The 26,038-nt window shown below is 67.8% G+C and carries 11 protein-coding genes; 7 read left to right on the top strand and 4 right to left on the bottom strand.

Annotated elements, in window-relative coordinates; genetic code table 11:
- Window positions 1-3: 3 nt before the first annotated feature.
- The 7 genes from MHEC_RS00955 to embB all read left to right on the top strand — a co-directional run bounded on the left by MHEC_RS00955 (window position 4) and on the right by embB (window position 15,927).
- Complete coding sequence (locus MHEC_RS00955) at window positions 4-1,383, top strand: FAD-binding oxidoreductase (protein ID WP_048892018.1); 1,380 nt, start codon at window positions 4-6, stop codon at window positions 1,381-1,383.
- On the top strand, window positions 1,384-2,148 hold the full coding sequence (locus MHEC_RS00950; protein ID WP_048892017.1) for a decaprenylphospho-beta-D-erythro-pentofuranosid-2-ulose 2-reductase: 765 nt from the start codon (window positions 1,384-1,386) through the stop codon (window positions 2,146-2,148). It begins immediately after the preceding gene.
- Window positions 2,149-2,152: 4 nt separating this feature from the next.
- Window positions 2,153-4,117, top strand: coding sequence for a galactan 5-O-arabinofuranosyltransferase (locus tag MHEC_RS00945; protein ID WP_048892016.1), 1,965 nt, complete (start codon window positions 2,153-2,155; stop codon window positions 4,115-4,117).
- Window positions 4,117-7,407 carry an arabinosyltransferase domain-containing protein gene (locus MHEC_RS00940; RefSeq protein WP_048892015.1) on the top strand — a complete coding sequence of 1,097 codons (3,291 nt, stop codon included), beginning with the start codon at window positions 4,117-4,119 and terminating at the stop codon, window positions 7,405-7,407. The genes MHEC_RS00945 and MHEC_RS00940 overlap by 1 nt, the downstream gene beginning before the upstream one ends.
- Window positions 7,408-7,583: 176 nt before the next feature.
- Complete coding sequence (locus MHEC_RS00935; RefSeq protein WP_048892051.1) at window positions 7,584-9,347, top strand: CocE/NonD family hydrolase; 1,764 nt, start codon at window positions 7,584-7,586, stop codon at window positions 9,345-9,347.
- Between the two features lie 62 nt (window positions 9,348-9,409).
- Window positions 9,410-12,688, top strand: coding sequence for an arabinosyltransferase domain-containing protein (locus MHEC_RS00930; RefSeq protein ID WP_048892014.1), 3,279 nt, complete (start codon window positions 9,410-9,412; stop codon window positions 12,686-12,688).
- A 14-nt stretch (window positions 12,689-12,702) separates the two neighbouring features.
- The gene (gene embB, locus MHEC_RS00925; RefSeq protein ID WP_048892050.1) at window positions 12,703-15,927 is read left to right on the top strand and encodes an arabinosyltransferase EmbB; all 3,225 of its coding nucleotides are present in this window, start codon (window positions 12,703-12,705) and stop codon (window positions 15,925-15,927) included.
- A gap of 122 nt (window positions 15,928-16,049) precedes the next feature.
- On the opposite strand, the gene MHEC_RS00920 is transcribed toward embB, so the two are convergent.
- From MHEC_RS00920 to culp6, 4 genes are all read right to left on the bottom strand, one after another.
- Window positions 16,050-17,600, bottom strand: a complete 1,551-nt coding sequence (locus MHEC_RS00920) for an acyl-CoA carboxylase subunit beta (protein WP_048892013.1) — start codon at window positions 17,598-17,600, stop codon at window positions 16,050-16,052.
- Window positions 17,597-22,840: a polyketide synthase Pks13 gene (gene pks13 / locus MHEC_RS00915; RefSeq protein WP_048892012.1), complete on the bottom strand. Its 5,244-nt coding sequence runs from the start codon at window positions 22,838-22,840 to the stop codon at window positions 17,597-17,599. The genes MHEC_RS00920 and pks13 overlap by 4 nt, the downstream gene beginning before the upstream one ends.
- A 5-nt stretch (window positions 22,841-22,845) precedes the next feature.
- The gene (gene fadD32, locus MHEC_RS00910) at window positions 22,846-24,741 is read right to left on the bottom strand and encodes a long-chain-fatty-acid--AMP ligase FadD32 (RefSeq protein ID WP_048892011.1); all 1,896 of its coding nucleotides are present in this window, start codon (window positions 24,739-24,741) and stop codon (window positions 22,846-22,848) included.
- A gap of 263 nt (window positions 24,742-25,004) precedes the next feature.
- Window positions 25,005-26,027 (bottom strand): carboxylesterase Culp6, encoded by a 1,023-nt coding sequence (gene culp6, locus MHEC_RS00905; protein ID WP_048892010.1) that lies wholly within the window; start codon window positions 26,025-26,027, stop codon window positions 25,005-25,007.
- Between the last annotated feature and the right edge of the window lie 11 nt (window positions 26,028-26,038).

Here is a 26,038-nt window from a genome sequence, read left to right as displayed (position 1 = left end):
CTGATGCCCGCGAGCTTTCCCACGACCACCAAGCGGCTGACCGGCTGGGGCCGCACGGCGCCGTCGGTGGCGCAGGTGCTGTCCACGCCGGACCCTGAGCTCATCGCCGAGGCGGTGGCCCGGGTGGCCGACGCCGGCGGTCGGGGCATCATCGCCCGCGGGCTGGGCCGCTCCTACGGCGACAACGCCCAAAACGGTGGCGGGCTGGTGATCGACATGACGCCGCTGAACACCATTCATTCGATCAGCGCCGACACCCGGCTCGCCGACGTCGACGCCGGCGTCAACCTCGACCAGTTGATGAAGGCGGCGCTGCCGTTCGGGCTGTGGGTTCCGGTGCTGCCCGGAACCCGGCAGGTGACCGTCGGCGGGGCAATCGCCTGCGACATCCACGGCAAAAACCACCACAGCGCCGGAAGCTTCGGCAACCACGTGCGCTCGATCGACCTGCTGACCGCCGACGGCCAAATCCGTCACTTGACGCCCGACGGCGACGATGCCGAACTGTTCTGGTGCACCGTCGGCGGCAACGGGCTCACCGGAATCATCTTGCGCGCCACCATCGAAATGACTCCCACCGAGACGGCGTATTTCCTCGCCGACGGTGACGTCACACGCGGCCTCGACGAGACCATCGCCCTCCACAGCGATGGCAGCGAGGCCAACTACACGTATTCGTCGGCGTGGTTCGACGCAATCAGCCCACCGCCGAAGCTGGGCCGTGCCGCGATATCCAGGGGCTCGCTGGCCCGGCTTGACCAGCTGCCCGACAAGCTACAGCGCAATCCACTGAAATTCGATGCGCCACAGTACTTTACACTGCCCGACGTCTTTCCGAACGGTCTGGCCAACAAGCTGACCTTCGGGGCGGCCAGCGAGTTGTGGTACCGCAAATCCGGTACCTATCGCGGCAAGATCCAAAACCTGACGCAGTTCTACCATCCGCTGGACATGGTCGGCGAGTGGAATCGTGCCTACGGGCCAGCCGGTTTCGGCCAATACCAGTTTGTGGTGCCCACCCAGGCGGTCGAAGAATTCAAGGGGATCATCAGCGATATCCAGAAGTCCGGGCATTATTCGTTTCTCAACGTGTTCAAGCTTTTCGGGCCGGGCAACCAAGCGCCGCTGAGCTTTCCGATCCCCGGCTGGAACGTCTGCGTCGACTTTCCGATCAAGCCCGGCCTGGACCGGTTTCTCAACGAACTCGACCGTCGCATCCTAGAATTCGGCGGCCGGCTCTACACCGCCAAGGACTCCCGTACTACGGCCGATACTTTCCACGCCATGTATCCTCGCATCGACGAGTGGATTGCGGTGCGCCGCAAGGTCGATCCCTTGCGGGTCTTCGCCTCCGACATGGCGCGTCGTTTGGAGCTGTTGTAGATGGTGCTGGACGCCGTAGGTAATCCACAGACCGTCCTGCTGCTCGGCGGCACGTCCGAAATCGGTTTGGCCATCTGCGAGCGTTACCTGCAGAACGCCCCGGCGCGTATCGTGCTCGCGGCGTTGCCCGACGACCCGGGCCGCGACGATGCCGTCGCACAGATGAAAGCCGCTGGAGCCAAGTCGGTGGAACTGATCGACTTCGACGCGCTGGACACCGATAATCACCCGACCGTGATCGAGCAGGCCTTTGCAGGCGGTGACGTCGACGTGGCCATCGTCGCGTTCGGGTTGCTCGGTGACCCCGAAGAACTCTGGCAAAACCAGCGCAAGGCCGTGGAGATCGCCGAAATCAATTACACTGCAGCAGTTTCGGTGGGGGTGCTGCTCGGCGAGAAGATGCGCGCCCAAGGGTTCGGCCAGATCATCGCGATGAGCTCGGCCGCCGGTGAGCGGGTGCGACGATCCAACTTCGTCTACGGATCCACCAAAGCCGGCCTGGACGGCTTTTACCTCGGTCTCGGTGAAGCCCTGCGCGAGTATGGCGTTCGTGTGCTGGTCATCCGGCCCGGCCAGGTACGTACCCGGATGAGCGCCCACCTCAAAGAAGCACCGCTCACTGTCGACAAGGAATACGTCGCCGACCTGGCCGTCACCGCGGCCGCGAAAGGTAAGGAATTGGTCTGGGCGCCAGGAGCATTCCGCTACGTGATGATGGTGTTGCGTCATATACCCCGGCCGATCTTCCGTAAGCTCCCCATCTGAGCAGATGGCGAGCGCCGAGAACGCACTGGCCAGCATCGGTCAGATGCTGACTGCCGCCGCGATCGCCACCGTGGTCGCGGTGGTGTCGCTGACCGCGATTGCCGGGGTGAACTGGCCGGCCTACCCGTCGTCGAACCAGCTACACGCGTTGACCACGGTCGGTCAGGTCGGTTGCATCGTCGGGTTGGTGGCCACCGGCTGGCTGTGGCGGCGCGGCGGGCGGGTGCTTCGGCTGTTGGCCCGGCTGGCGGCGCTGGCGTTCGTGTCCGCGTTTTCCGTTGTCACGCTGGCCATGCCGATGGGCGCCACCAAGCTCTACCTGTTCGGGATCTCGGTGGACCAGCAGTTCCGCACCGAGTACCTGACCCGGCTGACCGACAGTCCTGCCCTGCGTGACATGACGTATCAGGGTCTGCCGCCGTTCTATCCGCCAGGCTGGTTCTGGATCGGCGGGCGTCTGGCCGCGCTCACCGGAACGCCCGGTTGGGAGATGTACAAGCCGTGGGCGATCGCCTCGATCACCGTCGCCGTCGCGGTGGCGTTGGCGCTGTGGTGGCAGCTGATCCGCTTCGAGTTCGCGCTGATCGTCGCGACCGCGACGGCCGCGGTGACCCTGGCCTACAGTTCGCCGGAGCCGTACTCGGCGATGATCACCGTGCTGCTGCCGCCGGTGCTGGTGCTGGCCTGGTCTGGTCTGCGCGCACGCGACCGTGACGCTGCGGTCACGGTCGCGACCGGGCGTGACGATGGCGTCACGCCCGGTCAGCCGACCCGCTCCGGCGGCTGGGCGGCGGTGATCGGGGCCGGCATCTTTCTCGGGTTCGCCGCCACCTTCTACACGCTGCTGTTGGCCTACAGCGCGTTCACCGTGGCGCTGATGGCAATGCTGTTGGCCGGCGCGCGCTGGCGGCAGGGCATCAGGGCCGCCGCCGACCCGCTGCTCCGGCTGGCGGTCATCGCGGTCATTGCCGCCGCCATCGGCGCGATCACGTGGACGCCCTTTCTGCTGCGTGCGGCCCGTGACCCGGTCAGCGACACCGGCAGCGCCTATCACTACCTGCCGGCCGACGGCGCCGAGCTGAGCTTCCCGATGCTGCAATTCACCCTGCTCGGCGCCCTGTGCATGCTGGGCACCCTGTGGCTGGCGGTACGGCTGCGGTCATCGGTGCGAGCGGCTGCCCTGGCGATCGGTGTGCTCGCCGTCTATCTGTGGTCGCTGCTGTCGATGCTGACCACGCTGGCGCGCACCACGCTGCTGTCGTTTCGGCTGCAGCCGACGCTGAGCGTGCTGCTGGCCGCCGCCGGGGCGTTCGGCTTCATCGAGGTCACCCAGGCCCTGGCACGGCGCGGGCGCGACCGCGCCTGGGGGCGCAGCGTCATCCCGGTGGCCGCCGTGGTGGGTCTCGCCGCGGCGATCGCCTTCAGCCAGGACATCCCCGACGTGCTGCGGCCCGACCTGACCATCGCCTACACCGACACCGACGGCCACGGCCAGCGCGGGGACCGCCGTCCGCCCGGCGCCGAGAAGTACTACCCGGCCATCGACGCCGTCATCACCGGGACCACTGGCCGGGCACGCGATGAAATCGTCGTTCTGACAGCCGATTACAGCTTCTTGTCCTACTACCCCTACTGGGGCTTTCAAGGCCTGACATCGCACTACGCCAACCCGCTGGCCCAGTTCGACAAGCGCGCCGCTGCCATCAAGAGCTGGTCCAAACTCAGGACCACCGAGCAGTTCGTCCACGCGCTCGACACGCTGCCCTGGGCGCCGCCCACGGTGTTCTTGATGCGCCGCGGCGCCGACGACACCTACACGCTGCGGCTGGCCGAGGACGTCTACCCCAACCAGCCCAACGTCCGCCGCTACACCGTCGACTTCAACGCCGCCCTGTTCGCCGACCCGCGGTTCACCGTCACCACCATCGGCCCGTTCGTGCTGGCCATCCGCCGGGAGCCCAGCCACTGATGGCAACCGAAACGACACAGGTCGGACCACTACCATCTAGCTCCGTGACCGTCACGGGGGCGAACGCCCGGACCGCCCAGCACGACCAAGTGAACTGGGTCGACCGGACCGCCCACAACTACCGGGCCGCCCGACTGGTCGCCGTCGTCGCGGGCCTGCTCGGGGCGGCGCTGGCGATCGTGACCCCCTTGCTACCCGTCAAGCAGACCACGGCCCAACTGAACTGGCCGCAAAACGGGGTGTTCGCAAGCGTCGAGGCGCCGCTGATCGGATACGTGGCGACCGACTTGTCCATCACCGTCCCGTGCCAGGCCGCCGCGGGGCTGGCCGGCACCAGGACCGTGTTGTTGTCGACGGTGCCCAAGCAGGCGCCCAAGGCCGTCGACCGCGGACTGCTCATCGAACGCGCCAACGACGACCTGGTCGTCGTGGTCCGCAACACCCCGGTGGTGGTGGCGCCGCTGAACCAGGTGCTCAGCCCCGCCTGCCAACGGCTGACCTTCACCGCGCACGCCGACAAGGTCACCGGCGAATTCGTCGGGTTGCGCCAAGGCCCGCATGCCGACCATCCGGGCGCGCCGCTGCGCGGTGAACGCGGCGGCTACGACTTCCGGCCGCAGATCGTCGGTGTCTTCACCGACCTGTCCGGGCCCGCGCCGTCCGGCCTGGCCTTCTCGGCGACCGTCGACACCCGATACAGCAGCGCCCCGACGCCGCTGAAGATGGCCGCGATGATCCTGGGCGTGACACTGACCGTCACCGCGCTGATCGCCCTGCATGTCCTCGACTGCGCCGACGGGATCCGGCACCGCCGCTTCCTGCCACCGCGGTGGTGGTCGATCACCGGACTGGACGCCCTGGTGACCGCCGTCCTGGTGTGGTGGCAATTCGTCGGCGCCAACACCGCCGACGACGGCTACATCCTGACCATGGCCCGGGTGTCCGAGCACGCCGGCTACATGGCCAACTACTACCGCTGGTTCGGCACCCCCGAGGCGCCGTTCGGCTGGTACTACGACCTTCTGGCGTTGTGGGCGCACGTCAGCACGGCCAGCATCTGGATGCGCCTGCCCACCCTGCTGATAGCGCTGACGTGCTGGTGGGTGATCAGCCGGGAAGTGATCCCGCGGCTGGGCCACGCGGTCAAGCAAAGCCGCGCCGCGGCATGGACGGCGGCGGGCATGTTCCTGACGGTCTGGCTGCCGCTGAACAACGGGCTGCGACCCGAGCCGATCATCGCGCTGGGAATTCTGCTGACCTGGTGCTCGGTCGAGCGGGCGGTGGCCACCAGCCGCCTGCTGCCGGTGGCGATCGCCTGCATCATCGGGGCGCTGACCTTGTTTTCCGGCCCCACCGGAATCGCCTCGATCGGGGCGCTGCTGGTGGCGATCGGACCGCTGCGCACCATCGTGCACCGCCGCTCCAAACGCTTCGGGGCGCTGCCGCTGCTGGCCCCGATCCTGGCCGCGGTCGCGGTCACGACGATCCTGATCTTCCGGGACCAGACCTTCGCCGGCGAGCTGCAGGCCAGCATGCTCAAACGCGCCGTCGGGCCCAGCCTGAGCTGGTTCGACGAGCACATCCGATACGAGCGGCTGTTCATGGCCAGCCCCGACGGCTCGGTGGCCCGCCGCTTCGCGGTGCTGGCGTTGCTCGTCGCGCTTGCCGTGTCGGTGGCAATGTCGTTGCGTAAGGGCAGAATTCCGGGCACCGCGGCCGGGCCGAGCCGACGCATCATCGGCATCACCATCATCTCGTTCATCGCGATGATGTTCACCCCCACCAAGTGGACCCACCACTTCGGCGTGTTCGCCGGGCTGGCGGGCTCTTTGGGCGCATTGGCCGCCGTCGCAGTGACATCCGCGGCGATGCGCTCCCGACGCAACCGCACCATGTTCGCCGCGCTGGTGCTATTCGTGATGGCATTGTCGTTCGCCAGCGTCAATGGCTGGTGGTATGTCTCCAATTTCGGTGTGCCGTGGTCGAATTCGTTCCCCGAGTGGAAGTTCGGCTTTACTACCATGCTGCTGGGGCTCACGGTGCTGGTGCTGCTGGCCGCCGCATGGTTCCACTTCGTCAACAATGGCTCAGAGCGTGATAACAGCACCCGATTGACCCGAATCATCCAGGCGCCGTTGGCTATTGCTGCCTGGGTTCTGGTTATCTTCGAGGTGCTGTCGCTGACGTTGGCGATGACGGCGCAGTACCCGGCGTGGTCGGTGGGACGTTCCAACCTGGAGGCTCTGACCGGCTGGGGGACCGGCAAAACATGCGGATTGGCCAACGACGTGCTGGTCGAGCTGGATCCCAACGCCGGAATGCTGGCCCCCATTGGGGCACCGGTGAAGGACGCCCTGGGCAGCGCGTACTCAGAAGGCTTCGACCCCAACGGCATTCCCGCCGATGTGTCTGCCGACCCGGTGATGGAGCGCCCCGGCGACCGTAGTTTCTTAAGCGACGACGGACTGGTCACCAGCAGCGAGGCCGGCACCGAAGGAGGTACCACAGCGGCGCCGGGGATCAACGGGTCGCGCGCCCGGCTGCCCTACAACCTCGACCCCGCCCGCACCCCGGTGTTGGGCAGCTGGCGATCCGGCGTGCAAGTGCCGGCGGTGCTGCGCTCGGCCTGGTACCGGTTACCCCCGCGGGAGGCGGCCGGGCCGCTGCTGGTGGTGTCGGCCGCCGGCCGGTTCGACCCCGACGAGGTGCAGGTACAGTGGGCCGGTGACGATGGAAAGCCGGCAGGCACAACGAATTTCGTCGACGTGGGAGCGGCACCGGCGTGGCGCAACCTGCGCGCACCGATGACTGCGCTGCCTCGCAGCGCCACCCGGGTGCGGGTGGTCGCCACCGACGACGACCTGGCGCCGCAACACTGGATCGCGCTCACCCCGCCGCGGATGCCGCGGCTGCGCACACTGCAAGACGTGGTCGGCTCGCAGGATCCGGTATTGCTGGACTGGCTGGTCGGCCTGGCGTTTCCGTGCCAGCGGCCGTTCGACCATCGCAACGGAGTCATCGAAGCGCCGAAGTGGCGGATCCTCCCGGATCGCTTTGGCGCCGAAGCTAACTCGCCGGTGATGGACAACAATGGCGGCGGCCCGCTGGGGATCACCGAATTGCTGGTCCGGGCGACCACGGTGCCGAGCTATCTCAAAGACGACTGGTTCCGCGACTGGGGCGCCCTGCAACAGCTGACGCCGTATTACCCGGATGCGACGCCGGCCCGCCTCGACCTCGGATCGGCGACGCGCAGCGGTCTGTGGAGCCCCGGCCCGTTGCGGCATTAGCTTCCCAGCCCGTGCGCCCACCACACATCCAGGAGTAGCGAATGACCACGCTGCGGCTGCGACGCCGAACCACGCGAGCGCGGGCCCGCCGAGCCAATCCGCTACCGTTTTCGCCTCCGTGGACCCCGCGGCCGGCCGCATACCGGGTCGGTGTTCGGCACAACGTCGCGGTGCCCATGAGCGACGGAGTTGTGCTGCGGGCCGACATCCACTACCCGACGGTGCCGGAGACCGGGGAGCCCGCCGCCGGCCCGTTCCCGGTGCTGCTGTCCGTGACACCGTACGGCAAAAAGGCCCCTCCCCCGGCCGCCCAGATCGGCGGAGGTGCGACGCCCTACCTGATCAAGCGGGGCTACATCGAGGTGATGGTCGACGTCCGCGGGACCGGCGCCTCCGGTGGTTCCTTCGAGATGTTCGGACCCCGGCAGACCCAAGACGGGGTGGAACTGGTCAACTGGGCGTCGACGCTGCCGAACAGCAACGGCCGTGTCGGCATGTTCGGCACCTCCTACCTGGCGATCAACCAGCTGTTCACCGCGGCCGCGGTGGGCCCGGGTTCCCCGCTGAGGGCGATCTTCCCGGTGATGGCCGCACGCGACTTCTACCGCGACGCCGCGGGCATGGGCGGGGTGCCGCACCTGCGGACCGTGCGGGCCTACGGCGCCATCTATACCCTGCTGAACGTCTTGAACCCCACCCTGGAATTCTTCGCGCGGGGCGGGCACCAACGGCCGCGGGCCGGCGGCCTGTCCGCGGTGCGCCAGCGCGGCCGCGACCAGCGCCGGTACTTTCGACCACTGATCGCCGAAGCCATGGCCGGCGGCGAGGCCGCCTACGACGGACCGTTCTGGGATGCGCTGCGCCCAGCGGCCGTGCTCCCGCAGATCGTCGCCAACAATGTGGCGGTCTTCCTGGTCGGCGGGTGGCACGACGCGTTTCAGCGAGGAACGCCGCTCAACTACGCCGCGCTGCAGAATGCCTTCGCCGGCCGGCCCGACGAGTCACCGATGGAGCCGGGCCAGCCGGTGTCGGACCGGGTTCGGCTGTTGATGGGTCCGTGGTACCACGTCACAAATTTCGACGGTCTGCACCTCAACGCGCTGCAGCTGCGCTGGTTCGACCACTGGCTCAACGACGACGCCGGCGCGCGGATTTCCGGGCCCCCGTTCACCTTTCAGGCCATCGGAAGCCCGCAGTGGTTCCACGCTCGGGAGTTCCCGCTGCCCGACGCGACGCCCACCCGCTTCTACCTGTCCGAATCGGGGCGCCTGAGCCGCGACTGCACGCCGGAGCAGACGGTGGCGACCCTCGATTACGCCGCGCGTGGTCCGGTGGCCGGGCGAAGCTTGGAGCAGTGGACCCTTGGGATGAACAGCTTCATCACCGCCCAGCGCGGTCGGCGCATCCGCTATGACGCAGACAACCGGCGCCTGCAGCGTCGGGCGCTGACCTACACGACCGAGCCCTTCACTTCCGGCCTGCTGGTTGCCGGGCCGATCACGCTGACCGTGCATGCGACCGCCAACACCACCGAGACGCTGTGGGTGGCCCACCTCGACGACGTCGCCCCCGACGGAACAAGCCGCCCGCTGACGCAGGGCGCGCTGCTGGGTTCGCACCGCGCCCTGGACCCGGCCCGCACGTGGTATCTGCCCGACGGCAGCGTGCTGCGGCCACACCACGTCAGCACCCGCTCGGCGGCCACACCCGTCGCTCCCGGCGAGCTGACCCGCTACGACATCGAGATCTTCCCGACTGCCGCGCTGATCGCGCCCGGGCATCGGCTGCGCCTCATCCTGACCACCTACGACTTCCCGCACCTGGTGCCCGCCAAGCCGGCGCGCCGCGCCCTGCTCGGCGGGCGCTACCGGCTGCACCAGGGCGGACACACCCCGTCATACGTGCTGGTCCCGCTGGCTGACCCGGGCAGCGTGACCTGAATCGGCCGCCGCGCGGCGGCGCGCGTCGTCGACCAGCGCACCGTCGCATACGATCGAGCCTCGTGCCCCACGACGGTAATGAGCGATCGCCGCAGCGGATCGCACGACTCGTCGCCGCCGTCGCGGGGATAGCCGGCCTATTGCTGTGCGGTGTGGTCCCGCTGCTCCCGGTGCGACAGACCACCGCGACGATCCTGTGGCCGCAGGGCACCGCCGCCGACGGGCATGTCACCGGGATCACCGCCCCGCTGGTGTCCGGCGCACCACGAGCGCTCGACATCTCGATTCCCTGTGCGGCGAGCGCGACGTTGCCCGCCGACGGCGGGTTGGTGCTGTCCACGCTGCCCAGCGACGGATTCCAGACCGGCAAAAGCGGACTGTTCGTGCGGGCCAACAAAGACACCGTCGTCGTCGCGTTCCGGGACTCGGTAGCGGCGGTGGCGCCGCGACCCGCGGTGGCTGCCGGGGCGTGCAGCGTGCTGCACATCTGGGCCACCGCCGCCGGGGTGGGTGCGGACTTCGTCGGCATCCCGGGCGCCGCCGGTACCCTGCCACCCGAGAAGAAACCTCAGGTCGGCGGCATCTTCACCGAGCTGAAAGCCACGCCGCAGCCCGGGCTGTCGGCTCGTATCGACATCGACACCAGGTTCATCACGACCGCCACCGCCATCAAGAACGCCGCCATGGCCCTGGGCGCGCTGTCGGTGCTGGCGGCGATGGCCGCGCTGGCCATGCTGGATCGGCACGCGGGACGGCGCATGCCCCGCGGCCGGCGATGGCTGCGGGCCGGCCTGGCCACCTGGCTGGCCGACGCCGCTGTCATCGCCACGCTGCTGGTGTGGCACCTCATCGGCGCCACCTCGACTGACGACGGCTACAACCTCACCGTCGCCCGGGTCTCCCACCAAGCCGGGTATCTGGCCAACTACTACCGGTTCTTCGGCGCCTCGGAGGCGCCGTTCGACTGGTACCCCGCGCTGCTGGCCCACCTGGCCTCGGTCAGCACCGCCGGCGTGTGGATGCGGTTGCCCGCCACAGCGGCCGGAATCGGGTGCTGGCTGACCATCAGCCGGTACGCGCTGCCACGATTAGGTCCCGGCCGGGGAGGCCTGGTCGGCAACCGGGTGGCCGTGTGGACCGCGGGCGCGGTATTTCTGGCTGCCTGGCTGCCCTTCAACAACGGGCTACGCCCCGAGCCGCTGATCGCCTTCGGCACCATGCTCACCTGGGTGCTGGTCGAGCAGGCCGTTGCCACTCGGCGGCTGGTTCCGGCCGCGGTCGCGATCGTGGCCGCGATGCTCACCGCGACCTTGGCTCCCCAGGGCCTCATCGCCCTCGGTGCACTGTTGACCGGGTCGCGGGCCATCGCCGGGATCATCGCGCGGCGTCGGCCGACCGACGGGTTGCTGGCGCCGCTGGCGGTGTTGGCGGCGTCGCTGTCGCTGATCCTGGTCGTGGTGTTCCGCGCCCAGACACTGGCGACCGTCGCGGAGTCGGCGCGCATCAAATACGTGGTGGGACCGACCATCGCCTGGTATCAGGAGTTCCTGCGCTACTACTTCGTCACCGTCGAGTCGAACGTCGACGCCTCGATGACCCGCCGCTTCGCCGTGCTGGTGCTGCTGCTGTGCCTGTTCGGCGTGCTGGTGGTGCTGCTACGGCGTGGCCGCATCCCGGGTGTGGCCAGCGGCCCGGCCTGGCGGCTGATCGGCACCTGCGCGGCGGGGCTGCTGTTGCTGACGTTCACGCCGACGAAATGGGCCGTCCAGTTCGGCGCGTTCGCCGGGTTGGCCGCCGCACTGGGCGCGGTCACCGCGTTCACCCTGGCCAGCGTCGGACTGCACAGCCGTCGCAACCTGTCGCTGTATATCACCGCGCTGCTGTTCGTGCTGGCCTGGGCGACCTCCGGCATCAACGGCTGGTTCTACGTCGGCAACTACGGTGTGCCGTGGCGCGACATCCAGCCCGTCATCGCCAGCCACCCGGTGACGTCGATGTTTCTGACGGCCTCGATCGCGACCGGATTGCTGGCCGCCTGGCAGCACTTCCGGCTGGACTACGCCGGGCACACCGAGGTCAAACCCACCCGGCGCAACCGCATCCTGGCCTCCACCCCGCTATTGGCAGTCGCCACCATCATGGTTCTGGTCGAAGTCGGTTCGATGGCCAAGGCGGCCGCGGCCCGCTACCCCGTCTACACCACCGCCAAGGCCAACATCGACGCGCTGCGGTCCGGGCTTTCCGGCACCAGCTGCGCGATGGCCGACGACGTGCTGGCCGAACCTGACCCCAATGCTGGTCTGCTGCAACCGGTTCCGGGCCAAGCTTACGGTCCGGATGGCCCACTGGGCGGGGTGAAACCCGTCGGCTTCAAACCCAACGGCGTGGCCGAGGACCTGACCTCCGACCCGGTGGTGTCCAAACCGGGGCTGGTCAATTCCGACGCCTCGCCCAACAAGCCCAACGCCGCGGTCAGCGACTCGGCCGGCACGGCGGGCGGCTACGGCCCTGTCGGCGTCAACGGGTCGCGGGCGGCGCTGCCGTTCGGGCTCGACCCGGCGCGCACCCCGGTGATGGGCAGCTACGGCGAGAATGCCGTTGCCGCGCACGCTACTTCGGTGTGGTACCAGCTGCCGCCACGCACTCCGGACCGCCCGCTGGTAGTTGTCGCGGCCGCCGGTGCCATCTGGTCACACGAGGAGGACGGCACCCTCAGCTACGGCCAGCCGCTGCGGCTGCAGTGGGGCATCAGCCGTCCCGACGGCACCACCACGGCGCTCGGTGAGTTCGAACCGATTGACATCGGGCCGCAAAAGCCTTGGCGCAACCTGCGATTCCCGCTGGCATGGGCGCCGCCGGAGGCCAACGTGGCGCGGATCGTTGCCGACGACCCGAACCTCAGCTCAGACCAGTGGTTTGCCTTCACCCCGCCGCGGGTGCCGGTGTTGCAAACCCTGCAACAATTGATCGGCTCTCATACCCCGGTGCTGATGGATATCGCGACCGCCGCCAACTTCCCGTGCCAACGGCCGTTCTCCGAACACCTTGGGGTAGCGGAACTTCCGCAGTATCGCATACTGCCCGACCACAAGCAGACCGCGTCGTCGTCGAACCTGTGGGAGTCGGCAGAAGACGGCGGGCCGTTCTTGTTCACCCAGGCGTTGCTGCGCACCTCGACGATCCCGACGTATCTGCGCGGCGACTGGTATCGAGACTGGGGCTCGGTGGAAAAGTATTACCGGCTGGTGCCGGCCGATCAGGCACCTGACGCCGTCGTCGACCAGGGTGTGGCCACAGTGTACGGCTGGAGCCGCCAGGGACCGATTCGAGCACTGCCATGACCGCGCCGTCGGCGATGCACAGCGGCGCAGCCGAACCCGCCGCCACCCAGACCGTGGCCCGCGATATCCAGGTGACCCGCTGGGTCGCGACGATCGCCGGCCTGCTGGGTTTCTTCCTGTCGATCGCCACGCCGTTACTGCCGGTCGTACAGACTACGGCGACGTTGAACTGGCCGCAGCACGGGCAGCTGAACAACGTGACTGCGCCGCTGATTTCGCAGGTGCCGGTGACGATGACGGTCACCGTGCCGTGCACCGTGGTGCGCTCCATGCCGCCCACCGGCGGAATGCTCCTGGGCACTGCGCCCAAAAACGGCAAGGACGCCGCGCTTCAGGCGCTGTTCGTCAACGTCACCAGGGATCGGGTAGACGTCACCGACCGCAACGTGGTGATCGCCAGCGTCCCACGCGCCCAGGTGGTTTCACCCAGATGCCAGCGGATCGAGATCACCTCCTCGCACGCCGGCACCTTCGCCACGTTTGTCGGATTGACCGATCCGGCCGGCCGGCCGCTGCGCAGCGGGTTCGATGATCCGAACCTGCGCCCGCAAATCGTCGGGGTGTTCACCGACCTGGTCGGCCCGGCGCCGCCCGGGCTGACGTTCTCGGCCAGCATCGACACCCGATTCTCCACGCGCCCAACACTTCTCAAGCTGGCGGCGATCGTGCTGGCGATCGGCTCCACCGTCGTCGCGCTGGTGGCGCTGTGGCGCCTGGACCAGCTGGACGGTCGTCGGATGCGCCGGCTCATTCCGGCCACCTGGCGCGGCTTCACGCTGGTCGATGCCACCGTGGTTTTCGCGTTCCTGCTCTGGCACGTGATTGGCGCAAACTCCTCCGACGACGGCTACATCCTGGGCATGGCCCGCGTCGCCGACCACGCCGGCTACATGTCGAACTACTTCCGCTGGTTCGGCAGCCCCGAGGATCCGTTCGGCTGGTACTACAACCTGCTGGCGTTGATGACCCATGTCAGCGACCAGAGCATCTGGATCCGGTTGCCGGACTTGGTCGCCGGGCTGCTGTGCTGGCTGCTGTTGTCGCGTGAGGTGCTGCCGCGACTGGGGCCGGCGGTGGTATCCAGCAAGGCCGCGGTGTGGGCGGCGGCCATGGTGCTGCTGACGGCGTGGATGCCGTTTAACAACGGTCTGCGGCCCGAGCCGATCATCGCGCTGGGCTCGCTGATCACCTATGTGCTGATCGAGCGGTCCATGCGCTACAGCCGGATGACCCCCGCTGCCCTGGCGGTGGTGGCGGCGGCGTTCACTCTCGGTATCCAGCCCACCGGGCTGATCGCGGTGGCGGCGCTGGTGGCCGGCGGTCGGCCGATCTTGCGGATTCTGGTGCGCCGGCACCGGCTGGTCGGCACCTGGCCGCTGGTCGCGCCGCTGTTGGCGGCCGGGTTCGTGGTGCTGGCCGTGGTGTTTGCCGACCAGACGCTGGCAACGGTGTTGGAGGCCACCAGGATTCGCAGCTCGATCGGCCCCAGCCAAGCTTGGTATACCGAGAACCTGCGCTACTACTATCTGATCTTGCCCACTGTCGACGGCTCGCTGTCGCGCCGGTTCGGGTTCCTGATCACCGCCCTGTGCTTATTCGCCGCGGTGTTTATCATGTTGCGGCGCAAGCGAGTTGCTGGTGTGGCCCGGGGGCCGGCCTGGCGGCTGATGGGTGTCATCTTCGGCACTATGTTCTTTCTGATGTTCACCCCCACCAAGTGGGTCCACCATTTCGGGTTGTTTGCGGCGGTGGGTGCGGCGATGGCCGCGCTCACAACGGTTCTGGTGTCGCCGAAGGTGCTGCGCTGGTCACGCAACCGGATGGCGTTCCTGGCTGCGCTGATGTTCCTGCTGGCACTGTGCTTTGCCACCACCAACGGGTGGTGGTATGTGTCCAGCTACGGTGTACCGTTCAACAGTTCGATGCCGAAGATCGACGGAATCACCGTCAGCACAATATTTTTCGTGCTTTTCGCGCTGGCCGCCCTGTACGCGATCTGGCTGCACTTCGCTCCCCGCGACCGCGGGGAGGGCCGGGTGGCGCGGGCGCTGACCGCGGCGCCGGTGCCGATCGCCGCGGGGTTCATGGCCGTGCTGTTCGTGGCGACGATGGTGACCGGCATCGTGCGCCAGTACCCGACCTACTCCAACGGCTGGGCCAACCTGCGGGCGTTCACCGGTGGCTGCGGGCTGGCCGACGACGTCCTGGTGGAGCCGGACGCCAACGCCGGTTTCATGGCGGCGCTCCCGGGCGACTACGGCGCGCTGGGGCCGTTGGGCGGGGTCAACCCGGTAGGGTTCACACCCGACGGCGTGCCGGAACACACTGTCGCCGAGGCGATCCGGGAGCATCCTCTGCCCAAGCCGGGTACCGACTACGACTGGGACGCCCCGACCAGGCTCCAAAACCCGGGCATCAATGGGTCTCGTGTGCCGCTGCCTTACGGACTCGACCCGGCCCGTGTTCCGGTGGCCGGCAGCTACACCACCGGCCCGCAACAACAGAGCTTGCTCACTTCGGCGTGGTATCGGCTACCGGCGCCCGACAAGGGCCATCCGCTGGTGGTGGTCACCGCGGCGGGCAAGATCACCGGCAACAGCGTGCTGCACGGACACACCACCGGGCAGACCGTCGTGCTGGAATACGGCAAGCCCGGCCCGGACGGCTCTCCGGTGCCGGCCGGCCGGCTGGTGCCTGACGACTTGTACGGGGAACAGCCCAAGGCGTGGCGCAACCTGCGTTTCCCCCGCTCGGGCATCCCGGCGGACGCCACCGCCGTCCGCGTCGTCGCCGAGGACCTGTCGCTGACACCCGAAGACTGGATCGCGGTGACCCCGCCGCGGGTGCCCGACCTGCGCTCGCTGCAGGAATACGTCGGCTCGTCGCAGCCGGTGTTGATGGACTGGGCGGTCGGACTTGCCTTCCCGTGCCAGCGGCCGATGCAGCACGCCTACGGTGTCACCGACATTCCGAAGTTCCGCATCACCCCGGATTACACCGCCAAAAAGCAGGACACCGACACCTGGGAGGACGGCACCAATGGCGGCCTGCTCGGCATCACCGACCTGCTGCTGCGGGCCCACGTCATGGCGACCTACCTGTCGCGGGACTGGGGCCGTGACTGGGGTTCGCTGCGCAAGTTCGACACCATTGTCAACGCGCAGCCCGCTCAACTGGACTTGGGCACCGCCACCCGCAGCGGCTGGTGGTCGCCCGGACAGATCCGCATCAAGCCGTAGCGATTCCTGGCCGGGCGGCCGGCCCAACGCGGTGGTCAACGATCGGCGCGGCATGTCCTGGCGAGCAGACGCAGAATCGCACGATTCCTTGACCGAACGTGCGATTCTGCGTCTGCTCGCCGTTAAATCGGGATCAGCGCGTGCTTGCGCTGGACGTGCTGCACTTGCTTGTCCCGCAACAGGTGTAGCGCCTTGCGAAGCAGCAGCCGAGTCTGATGCGGCTCGATGACCGCGTCGATGAACCCGCGCTCGGCCGCGATCCAGGGTGTCGCCATATTGAGGTTGTAGTTCTCGATGAAACTCTGCTTGATCGCTTGCGCCTCAGGAGTATTCGGGTCGGGGAAGCGTTTCATCAGCAGCTGCGCCGCGCCCTCGGCGCCGATCACCGCGATCCGCGCCGTCGGCCACGCGAAGTTCAAATCCGCGGTCAGCTGCTTGGAACCCATCACCGCGTACGCCCCGCCGTAGGACTTGCGCACAGTGATCGTCACCTTCGGCACGTCGGCTTCGACGACCGCATACAGGAATCGCCCGCCGCGCTTGATGATTCCGCGCTTCTCCTGCTCTGCACCGGGCAGGAAACCGGGTGTGTCGACGACGAAGATCAGCGGCAGGTTCATGGTGTCGCAGAACCGGATGAACCGCGCCGCCTTATCGGAGGCCTCGTTGTCGATCGACCCGGACAACACCATCGGTTGGTTGGCGACCACGCCGACCGGTCGCCCGTCGACCCGGGCGAAGCCGGTGATGATGGCCTGCCCGGCCTGCGCGCCAACGTCGAGGAAATCCCCGTCGTCGAAGATTCGCAGCAAGATCTCGTGCATGTCGTAGACCGCGTTGTCGCTATCCGGCACGATCGAGTCGAGCTCAAGGTCGTGCGGCGTGATCTCCGGCTCCAGACCGGGATTGACGATCGGCGGGTCGTCGAAGCAGTTGGACGGCAGAAACGACAGGAAGTCGCGCACATACTGAAACGCCGCGGCTTCCGAGTCGACGACCTGGTGGATGTTGCCGTAGCGGGCCTGCGCCTCGGCACCGCCGAGCTCGTCGAGGGTGACGTCCTCGCCGGTGACTTCCTTGATCACGTCGGGCCCGGTGACGAACATGTAGCCCTGGTCGCGCACCGCGACGATCAGGTCGTCCTGGATCGGCGAATATACCGCTCCTCCAGCGCATTTGCCGAAGATAAGAGAAATCTGCGGGACCAGGCCGGTGAGCCGCTCGTGGCGGGCGCCCAGCTCGGCGTACCACGCCAGCGAGGTGACCGCGTCCTGGATGCGGGCGCCGCCGGAGTCGTTGATGCCGATGATCGGGCAGGCCACCTTCGCGCACCACTCCATCAGGTGAGCGACCTTGCGGCCGAACATTTCTCCGACCGTGCCACCGAACACCGTTTGGTCGTGGGAGAACACGCCGACGGGGCGGCCGTTGATGGTGCCGTGGCCGGTGACCACACCGTCGCCGTACAACGCGTTGGGATCTCCCGGCGTGCGGCACAATGCCCCGATCTCCAGGAAGCTGCCCGGATCGAGTAGGGCGTGGATGCGGGCGCGGGCGCTGGGGATGCCCTTCTTGTCGCGCTTGGCGGCGGCCTTCTCGCCTCCGGGTTCCTTTGCCAGCTCTAGCTTTTCGTGCAGTTCGGCGAGCAGCTCGGCGGTGGTCTTCGTGCTCATTTGCGCGCCTTCTGTTGGGCTTCGATCCTGCCCAGCACCTCGGTCATGTGTGCCCCTACTTTCGCGATGTACGGCTCGTCAATCGCTTGGATGTGCTCGCCGCCAATGTGCACGATCTCCAGATCGGATACGTACTCGCCCCAACCGCCGTCGGGCTGGCGGACGGCGTAGCGCGGCTCGAACATGATCGCGTCGTCGTGGTAACGGTCGGCCATGTACAGCGTGACGTGGCCGTCGTACGGCTGAATCTGCACGGTGTCCAGCGCCCGGTTGTCCAGGTAGGACGTGCGCTGGTGTTCGATGATCCCCCCGGGGATCTGCACGCCGCTGGCCTTGACCGCGTCGAGCACGAAGCGCACCTGACCCTCGTCGTCGAGCTGCTCGAGCTGCTCGTAGGGAATCTCGGGGATGGTCACGTTGAAGTTCCGTTCGGCGAAGCGGGCGTAGCGATCCCAGCGCCTGCGGATCTCCTCCTTGGTCTGCGGGATTTCCTCGCCGGGGCGCACGGTGTCGATCAGCCCGACGAACGGAACGTCGCACCCGAGGCGCCTGAGCCCGACCGCACAGGCGTAGGCCAGCGCCCCGCCCAGCGACCAACCGGCCAACACGAACGGCCCGTCGCCCTGCATCTGCACCAGCCTTGGCACGTAGCGCATCGCGCGTTCCTCGATCGAGCCCTCGACCCGCTCGAAGCCGTACATCGGGGTGTCCGCGGGCAGCCGGTTGAGCAGCGGCTCGTACACCACCGTCGACCCGCCGGCCGGGTGGAACACGAACACCGGGACCCTGCTCGAGCCCTCCGGACGTGCCCGCAGCGTGCGGACGAACCCGTCGACCTGCCCGGCCTCCAGATGCTCACGCACCTTTTCGGCCAGCGCCTCGATGGTGTCGGCGGTTTTGACGTCCTCGGCGGTGATCGGACCGTCGGCACGTTCGGCGAGGCGCTGCGCCATCTTGGCGGCGGTGTCGTCGTCGAGCTTGGGCAGCGGGTTGAAGATCCCGCCCGGGGACTTGCCGGTGACGATCGCCCACGTCGCGAAGGTCACCCGTTCGGCCGCATCGCGCGGCGGCACGTCGGAGCCCAGCACCTCGGCGACGGCCTGCTGGTTGAGCGCTGAGACGTCCACCTTGGCCGGCCCCGCAGGCTGATCCGGCGGAGGTGGCGGCGGTACTGCGGACGCTGTCGTCGGCTCAGCCTGGCTAGCCGGTGCCGGCGCGGCGGCCTGCGTGGCGCCGCTGAGCAGCCGCGCCTGCTCGGCGGCGATTTCGTCGGCGCTCTTGGTCTTCTGGTACTCGTGCAGCTGCTGCACCTCGTCGCGGTGCTCGACCGCGTACTCGATCAGCTTTTCGACGTTGTAGAGATTGGCGTCGCGGACAGCCTGCAATTGGATTGGCGGCAAATCGAAGTCGTACTCGACCCGGTTCTTGATCCGCACCGCCATCAGCGAGTCCAAACCAAGCTCGATCAGCGGCACCTCCCACGGCAGGTCTTCGGGCTCATAGCCCATCGCCGCCGACACGATCGTGGCCAGTCGGTCATGAATCGTCTCACCGGAATCCGGTGACCATTTGGTGAAGCCGGCCGGCATGTTGCGCAACGTCAGGCTGTCCTGCAGGGTTTCGGCCTCGGGCTCGTCCTCGACCGGAGGCGCCGGCGCGCTCACCGTCGGGGCCACCGCGGCCCCCGCACCCACTGCGGTCGGCAGCGCCCCAAAACCAGAACCGACCTGGCCACCGCGGCTGACCAGCGCGTCGTAGACCAGGGTGAACGACTCGTCGATGCGGGCGTGCACCTGCACCGACGCGCCTCCGGGGTGGCGGGTCAGCGTCGTCACCAGCCGAGCGCCCGCACCAGGCACCGCCCGCTGCTCGGAAGCGACCAACTGCGCATCCGGAAGTACTTGCGCGGCAGCGGTTTTCACCAACGCGGCCAGGTCGGTCTCGCCGCGCGGCGCATACTCCCACACGTGGCGGCCGTCGGGCAGCGCCACATGGGTGCCGGGCATGATCACCGAGCCGTCACCGGAGAAGTGCGCATCGAGCCAGTGCTCTTTGCGCTTGAACCGGGTCGGTGGAATGTTGGCGTAATCTTGCGGGCCCTGGGCGCGGCTGAACAGCGTGCGCATGTCCAGGTCGTGGCCGTGCACGTAGAGCTGCGCCATGGCCTGGGTCATCGAGTCGACCTCGTCCTGCTTGCGCGCCAGCGTCGGGATCAGTTGCGCGTCAGGCAAACCCGCGGCGGCTGTGGTGAGACCCACTTGCATCAGCGCGACCGGGTTGGGGGCGAGCTCCACAAACGTGGTGTGCCCGTTGTCGACGGCGTTGCGGATGCCGTGGGTGAAGTAGACCGAGTGGCGCAGGCCCTTCTTCCAGTACTCGACGTCGTGGATCGTCTCGCCGGGCTTGATGTAGCGGCCCTCGTGCACGGTCGAGAAGTAACCGATCGTGATCGGATGCGGCTCGATGCCCTGCAATTCGGCGGAGAGTTCACCCAGCAGCGGGTCCATCTGCGAGGTGTGGCTGGCACCCTTGGTCTGGAACTTGCGGGCGAACTTGCCTTCTTTTTCACAACGTTCGATGATCGCGTCGACCTGCGCGGGGGGGCCGCCGATCACGGTTTGCCCGGGCGCGGCGTACACGCACACCTCCAGGTCGGGAAAGTCGGAGAACACCGTCTTGATCTCGTCGGCGGAGTACTCGACGAGCGCCATCAGCCGGATGTACTCGCCGAACAGCATCGCCTCGCCCTCGCCCATCAGATGCGAGCGCGAGCAGATCGCCCGGGTGGCATCGGCCAGCGACAGTCCGCCGGCGAAATACGCGGCGGCCGCCTCACCGAGCGACTGGCCCACCACCGCGGCCGGGCGGGCGCCGTGGTGCTTGAGCAGCTCACCGAGCGCGACCTGGATCGCGAAGATGGTGACCTGGGTGGTCTCGATGCCGTAGTCGACGGAGTCGTCGAGGATCATTTCGACGATCGAGTAGCCGCGCTCGAATTGCACGTAGGCGTCGACCTTGTCGATCCACTCCGCGAACACCGGGTTGCGCAGGTAGAGGTTCTTGGCCATCTTGCGGTGCTGGGCGCCGAATCCGGCCAGCACCCACACCGGGCCGCTGGTGACCGGCCCGTCGGCGGAGTACACGTTCGGGGCTTGCTTGCCCGCGGCGACCGCGCGCAGACCCTTGATCGCCTCCTCGTGGTTGCGGGCCAGCACCACCGCCCGGGAGCGGCCGTGGTTGCGCCTCGACAGCGCCCGCCCGATCGACTCCAGCGACGACGCCTGCCCCTCAGGGCTTTCCATCCAGTCGGCCAGCTCCGCGGCTGCGGCCTTCTTACGGGAAGTCAAAAACGCCGAAACCGCAAGCGGGATAAGAGGAGTCACCGGCCCTGCTTCCTGAAGCTCTTGCAGCGCAACCTCTTTGAGCCGCTTCGCCTCGTCGGTCAGCCCGGGCAGTTCGGGTTCGTCGAATCCGGCCGGGTGCTCCTCGATGAACCCGCCGAACTCGTCGAAACGGCCCGCCGGGGTCTGCGCCTCCGGCTGGCCATTTGACTGCGCCACTTCGGCTTCCGCCTCGGGCTCCTCCCGCTCGACCACGTCGCGGGGCAGCACCTCGCGCAGCACCATGTGCGCGTTGGCGCCGCCGAACCCGAAGCTGGACACCCCGGCGATCGCATAACCGCTGTAGCGCGGCCAGTCGCCAACCGTGTCCAAAACCTTCAAGTGCACCGCGTCGAAGTCGATGTGCGGGTTAGGCCCGGCGTAGTTGATCGACGGCGGCAGCTTGTCGTGGTGCAGCGCCAGCACCACCTTGGCCAGGCTGGCCACCCCGGCCGCCGATTCCAGGTGCCCGATGTTGGTTTTCACCGCGCCCAGCAGCGCAGGCTTGTCGGCGGGACGGCCCTTGCCGACGACGCGGCCCAACGCCTCGGCCTCGATCGGGTCGCCGAGGATGGTGCCGGTGCCGTGCGCCTCGATGTAGTCGACGGTGCGCGGGTTGATGCCGGCGTCCTTGTAGGCTCGGCGCAGCACGTCGGCCTGGGCGTCCGGGTTGGGGATCAGCAGCCCGGACGAGCGCCCGTCGTGGTTGACCGCGCTGCCGGCGATCACCGCGAGAATCTGGTCTCCGTCGCGGCGCGCATCCTCGACCCGCTTGAGCACGACCATCCCGGCGCCCTCGGAGCGGGTGTAGCCGTCGGCGTCGGAAGAGAACGACTTGATCCGCCCGTCGGGCGCCAGCACCCCGCCGACCTCGTCGAACCCGACGGTGATCACCGGGGTGATCAGCGCGTTCACCCCACCGGCGACGGCCACGTCGCATTCGCCACTGCGCAGCGCCTGCACCGCCTGGTGGGCGGCGACCAGCGAACTCGAGCACGCGGTGTCCACCGCGACCGAGGGTCCGCGGAAGTCGTAGAAGTATGAGACCCGGTTGGCGACGATCGAGTGCGCGGTACCGGTGATCGCGTACGGATGCGTGACCGTCGGGTCCGACATGGCCAGGAAGCTGTAGTCGTTCACCGAGACGCCGATGAACACCCCGACCGCTTCGCCGCGCAGACTCGACGCCGGGATGCGGGCGTTCTCCAGCGCCTCCCACGTCAGCTCCAACGCCATTCGCTGCTGCGGGTCGATGTTGTCGGCCTCGGTCTTCGACAGCGCGAAGAACTCCGAGTCAAACCCCTTGATGTCGCTGAGATAGCCGCCGCGGGTGCGTGCCTTGGCGACCCGTTCGGCGATGCGCGGCTCGTCGAGGAACTCCGACCAGCGGCCTTCGGGCGGGTCGGTGATCGCGTCGCGGCCTTCCAGCAGCGCCCGCCAGGTTTCCTCGGGGGTGTTCATGTCGCCCGGGAAACGGGTGGCCAGGCCCACCACCGCGATGTCGGCCCGATCGGCGGGCCCCGGCCGTGACCAGTCCTCGTCGTCGGCTTCGTCGACCGCCGCGGGTTCGCCCTCGACGATGTAGGTGGCCAGCGACTCGATGGTCGGGTGCTGGAACGCCACCGTCGCCGACAAGGTGACCCCGGTGCGGTCTTCGATGTCGGCGGCCATCGCCACGGCGTCGCGCGACGAGAGGCCCAGTTCGACCATCGGCGTGGATTCGTCGATCGAATCCGGTGACTGGCCGGTGGCTCTGGCCACCCATTCGCGCAGCCATCGCCGCATCTCGGCGACCGTCATATCAGTTCGCGCAGAAGATGTTTCGGCTGGGCTGGTCTCTCGGATATCGGTGTCGGACATGCTTGTCAGCCTTGGTCAGCGAAAGCGGTTGGGGAGGCGGTGCCACGGCGCAGACTGCCGTCGATGTAGGCGGCGCGGCAGGCGCGCCGGCCGATCTTGCCGCTGGAGGTGCGCGGCACCGTGCCGGCCTGCACCAGCAGCAGGTCGCGCACGGTCACCCCGTGCCGGACGGCGATCGCCGCGCGAACGTCGTCGGTGATCGGCTGGGGGTCGAGTTTGTGCGCGCCCGGGGCACGTTCGGCGACGATCACCAGCTGCTCGGACGTGTCGTCGGGGTCGTAGGTCAACCCGGAGTGCGGGTTGTCGAACACCTCCCGGGGCAGCTGGTTGGCCGGCACCGAGAACGCGGCGACGAAGCCGGTGCGCAACGCCCGGCTGGCTTCCTGCGCCGAGAACTCCAAGTCCTGCGGGTAGTGGTTACGCCCGTCGATGATGACCAGGTCCTTGATCCGGCCGGTGATGTAGAGGCTGCCTTTGTAGTAGGTGCCGTAGTCGCCGGTGCGCACCCACAACCCGTCGTCGGGGGCGCCGTCGGCGTGCGAGGGGCTGGTACGCGACTTGAGGATGTTTTTGAACGTCTCATGGGTCTCATGTTCGCGGTTCCAGTAGCCCATGCCCATGTTCTTGCCGTGCAGCCAGATCTCGCCGATCTGCCCGTCGGGCAGTTCGCTGGCGGTGTCCACGTCGACGATGACCGCCCATTCGTCCAGCCCGATCTTGCCGCAGGAAACCTGCGCGACGGCGTTGGGCGCGTCGGCAGGCACCTCGACGAATCGGTGGTTGTTGAGCTCCTCCCGGTCGACGTAAATGACCGTGGGCGGCTCCGACATCGGGGTGCTGGACACGTACAGGGTGGCCTCGGCCAGACCGTAGGCCGGTTTGATCGCGGTATCACGAAGCCCGAACGGCCCGAACGCGTCGTGGAACTTGCGCATCGACGCTACCGAGATCGGCTCGCTGCCGTTGAGGATCGCCTTGACGTTGCGCAAATCCAGCGGCGGCTCACCGTCTTTGGGCACGCCCCGCATCGCGGCGTGCTCGAACGCGAAATTCGGTGCCACAGAGTAGACCTCGCCGGGATAGTCGTCGTCGACCCGGGACAGCTCCCGCAGCCACCGAATCGGTCGGCGCACGAACGCGGCCGGCGTCATGAACGTGTGCGACAAGCCCAGCACCGGCGTCAGCAAAATGGTGATCAGACCCATGTCGTGGAAGAACGGCAGCCAGGTCACCCCCCGGTCGCCTTCTTTCCCGTCGAACGAGTTCAGCACCTGAACCACATTGGTGGCCAGGTTCAGGTGGGTGATTTCCACGCCCGTGGGCACTCGGGTGGAGCCGGAGGTGTACTGCAGGTAGGCGATGGTGTCGAACGGCGTGTCCAGCGGGGGATCCCAGGTGGCGGCCACCTCGTTGGGCACCGCGTCGACGGCGATCACGCGGGGCCGCTCCTTGGCCGGGCGGGTGCGGAAGAACTTGTTGACACCCTCGGCGGAGTCGCTGGTGGTCAGGATCGCCGACGGGCTGCAGTCGTCGAGCACCGCATGCAGCCGGCCGACGTGACCGGGCTCGGCCGGGTCGAACAGCGGCACCGCGATGCGGCCCGCGTACAAGATGCCGAAAAAGGAGACGAGGTAGTCCAAATTCTGCGGACACAGGATGGCGATGCGGTCCCCGGGTTTGGTGACCTGCTGCAGCCGCGCCCCCACCGCGCGGTTGCGGGCCGCGAAATCGACCCACGACATCTCGCGGGCGACGCCGTCGCGTTCGGTGGAGTAGTCCCAGAACCGGTAGGCCACCCTCTGGCCGCGCACCTTAGCCCACCGTTCGACGTGCATCACCAGGTTGGTGTTGTCAGGAAACCTGATGTGTCCGTCGACGATGTACGGGTTGTGGTACGCCATGCCAGTCTCCTGTCGGAAAAAGCTTCAAACGTCGGGTTGGCCGGCGGTAGGCCGCACGCGTCGCCAACGTCGCTTACCGCGAACGCCAAACCTCACAGATGGTACAGATGCACCGGCGGCTATCTGCACTACCCGACCACGCCGACCACCGTGGTTCTTATTTTTCTCTTAAACTCTCGTCATGTTAAGGGCCGCTGTGCCGCGGGCCAAATCGGAAACCTGCCGCGTCACCGAACTGTTATCCCCCACGACGTCGGCCCGCGTCAGCCGTGTTTGGGGTGGGGCGCGTTGTCGATCAGATTGTGGGCCCAATTCAAGGTCCACTCGGTGGCGGACTGCCCGTCGACGCTCCAAAACTGGGTTGTCGCATACATCGCGTGTACCGGCTGTCCGGCGCCCCCGGCCAGGGTGTCCAGCGTGGTCGGCAGGTTGGTGATGCTGAACGCCTCCTCGGGTGCGGCGCAGATCAGGTCGCCGGGCGCGCAGATTTCATTGGTCTGATTGTCGAGTGCGCCGAAACCTCCCGGGCGTTTGCCGGTCATGGTCAGGCCCAGCTCGGCCAGCACCGGCACCTCGTGCAGGGTGATCTCGGCGCCCTGCCCCGGCGGATCCGGGCCGATCTCCTTGCCCACGCCGTGCTCGCGGCGCCCGTCGGCGATCAGCGTCACACCCAGCACCAGGTCGTCGTCGACGGGTCCGCGACCGTTGCCGATGTCGCTGGCGATGTCCCCGGCGATCACCGCGCCCTGTGAGAAGCCGACCAACACATAGCTGGTCAACGGGCACTTGTCGTTCATGTCAGTGATCGCCTTGACCGTGCCGCGGGTGCCTTCAGCCCGGCTGTCGTTGTAGGACATCTGCTTGTCGCCGCTGAGCGGATTGTGGAACTGCGCGGTGTAGGGCACCGTATACGCCTCGACCCGGCTGGAGTCGAACTGTTGGGTGATCGGCCGAGTCACATTGAGCAGCAACGCTTTCGGGAACTGCACCGGGTTGAGCGGGTCGTCTTGAAGCGACGATTCCCAGGTGCCGGGAACGGCGACCAGCTGAACGTCGGGACAGCTGGCGTCCTGGAACGCGGGGCGGGGTTTTTTGACGCGGCCCGAGGTGCTCGGCGGCGGCACGATGCTGGGCGGCACCGCGCTGGGCGGGCCCGGCCGATGCCGGACGATGACCACCACGACGGTGATGACCAACGCCACCACCAGCGCCATCGCGGCAGCGGCGATCAGCGCGAGGATGCGGTGGCGTCTGCGCCGGGAATTTCCCCGCGATCTTTTGACCATGTTCTCCTGCT

It is taken from the genome of Mycobacterium heckeshornense, assembly GCF_016592155.1.
Lineage (GTDB): Bacteria > Actinomycetota > Actinomycetes > Mycobacteriales > Mycobacteriaceae > Mycobacterium > Mycobacterium heckeshornense.
Note: the sequence above shows the minus strand (reverse complement) of the source record. Positions and strands in the feature narration are given on the sequence as shown.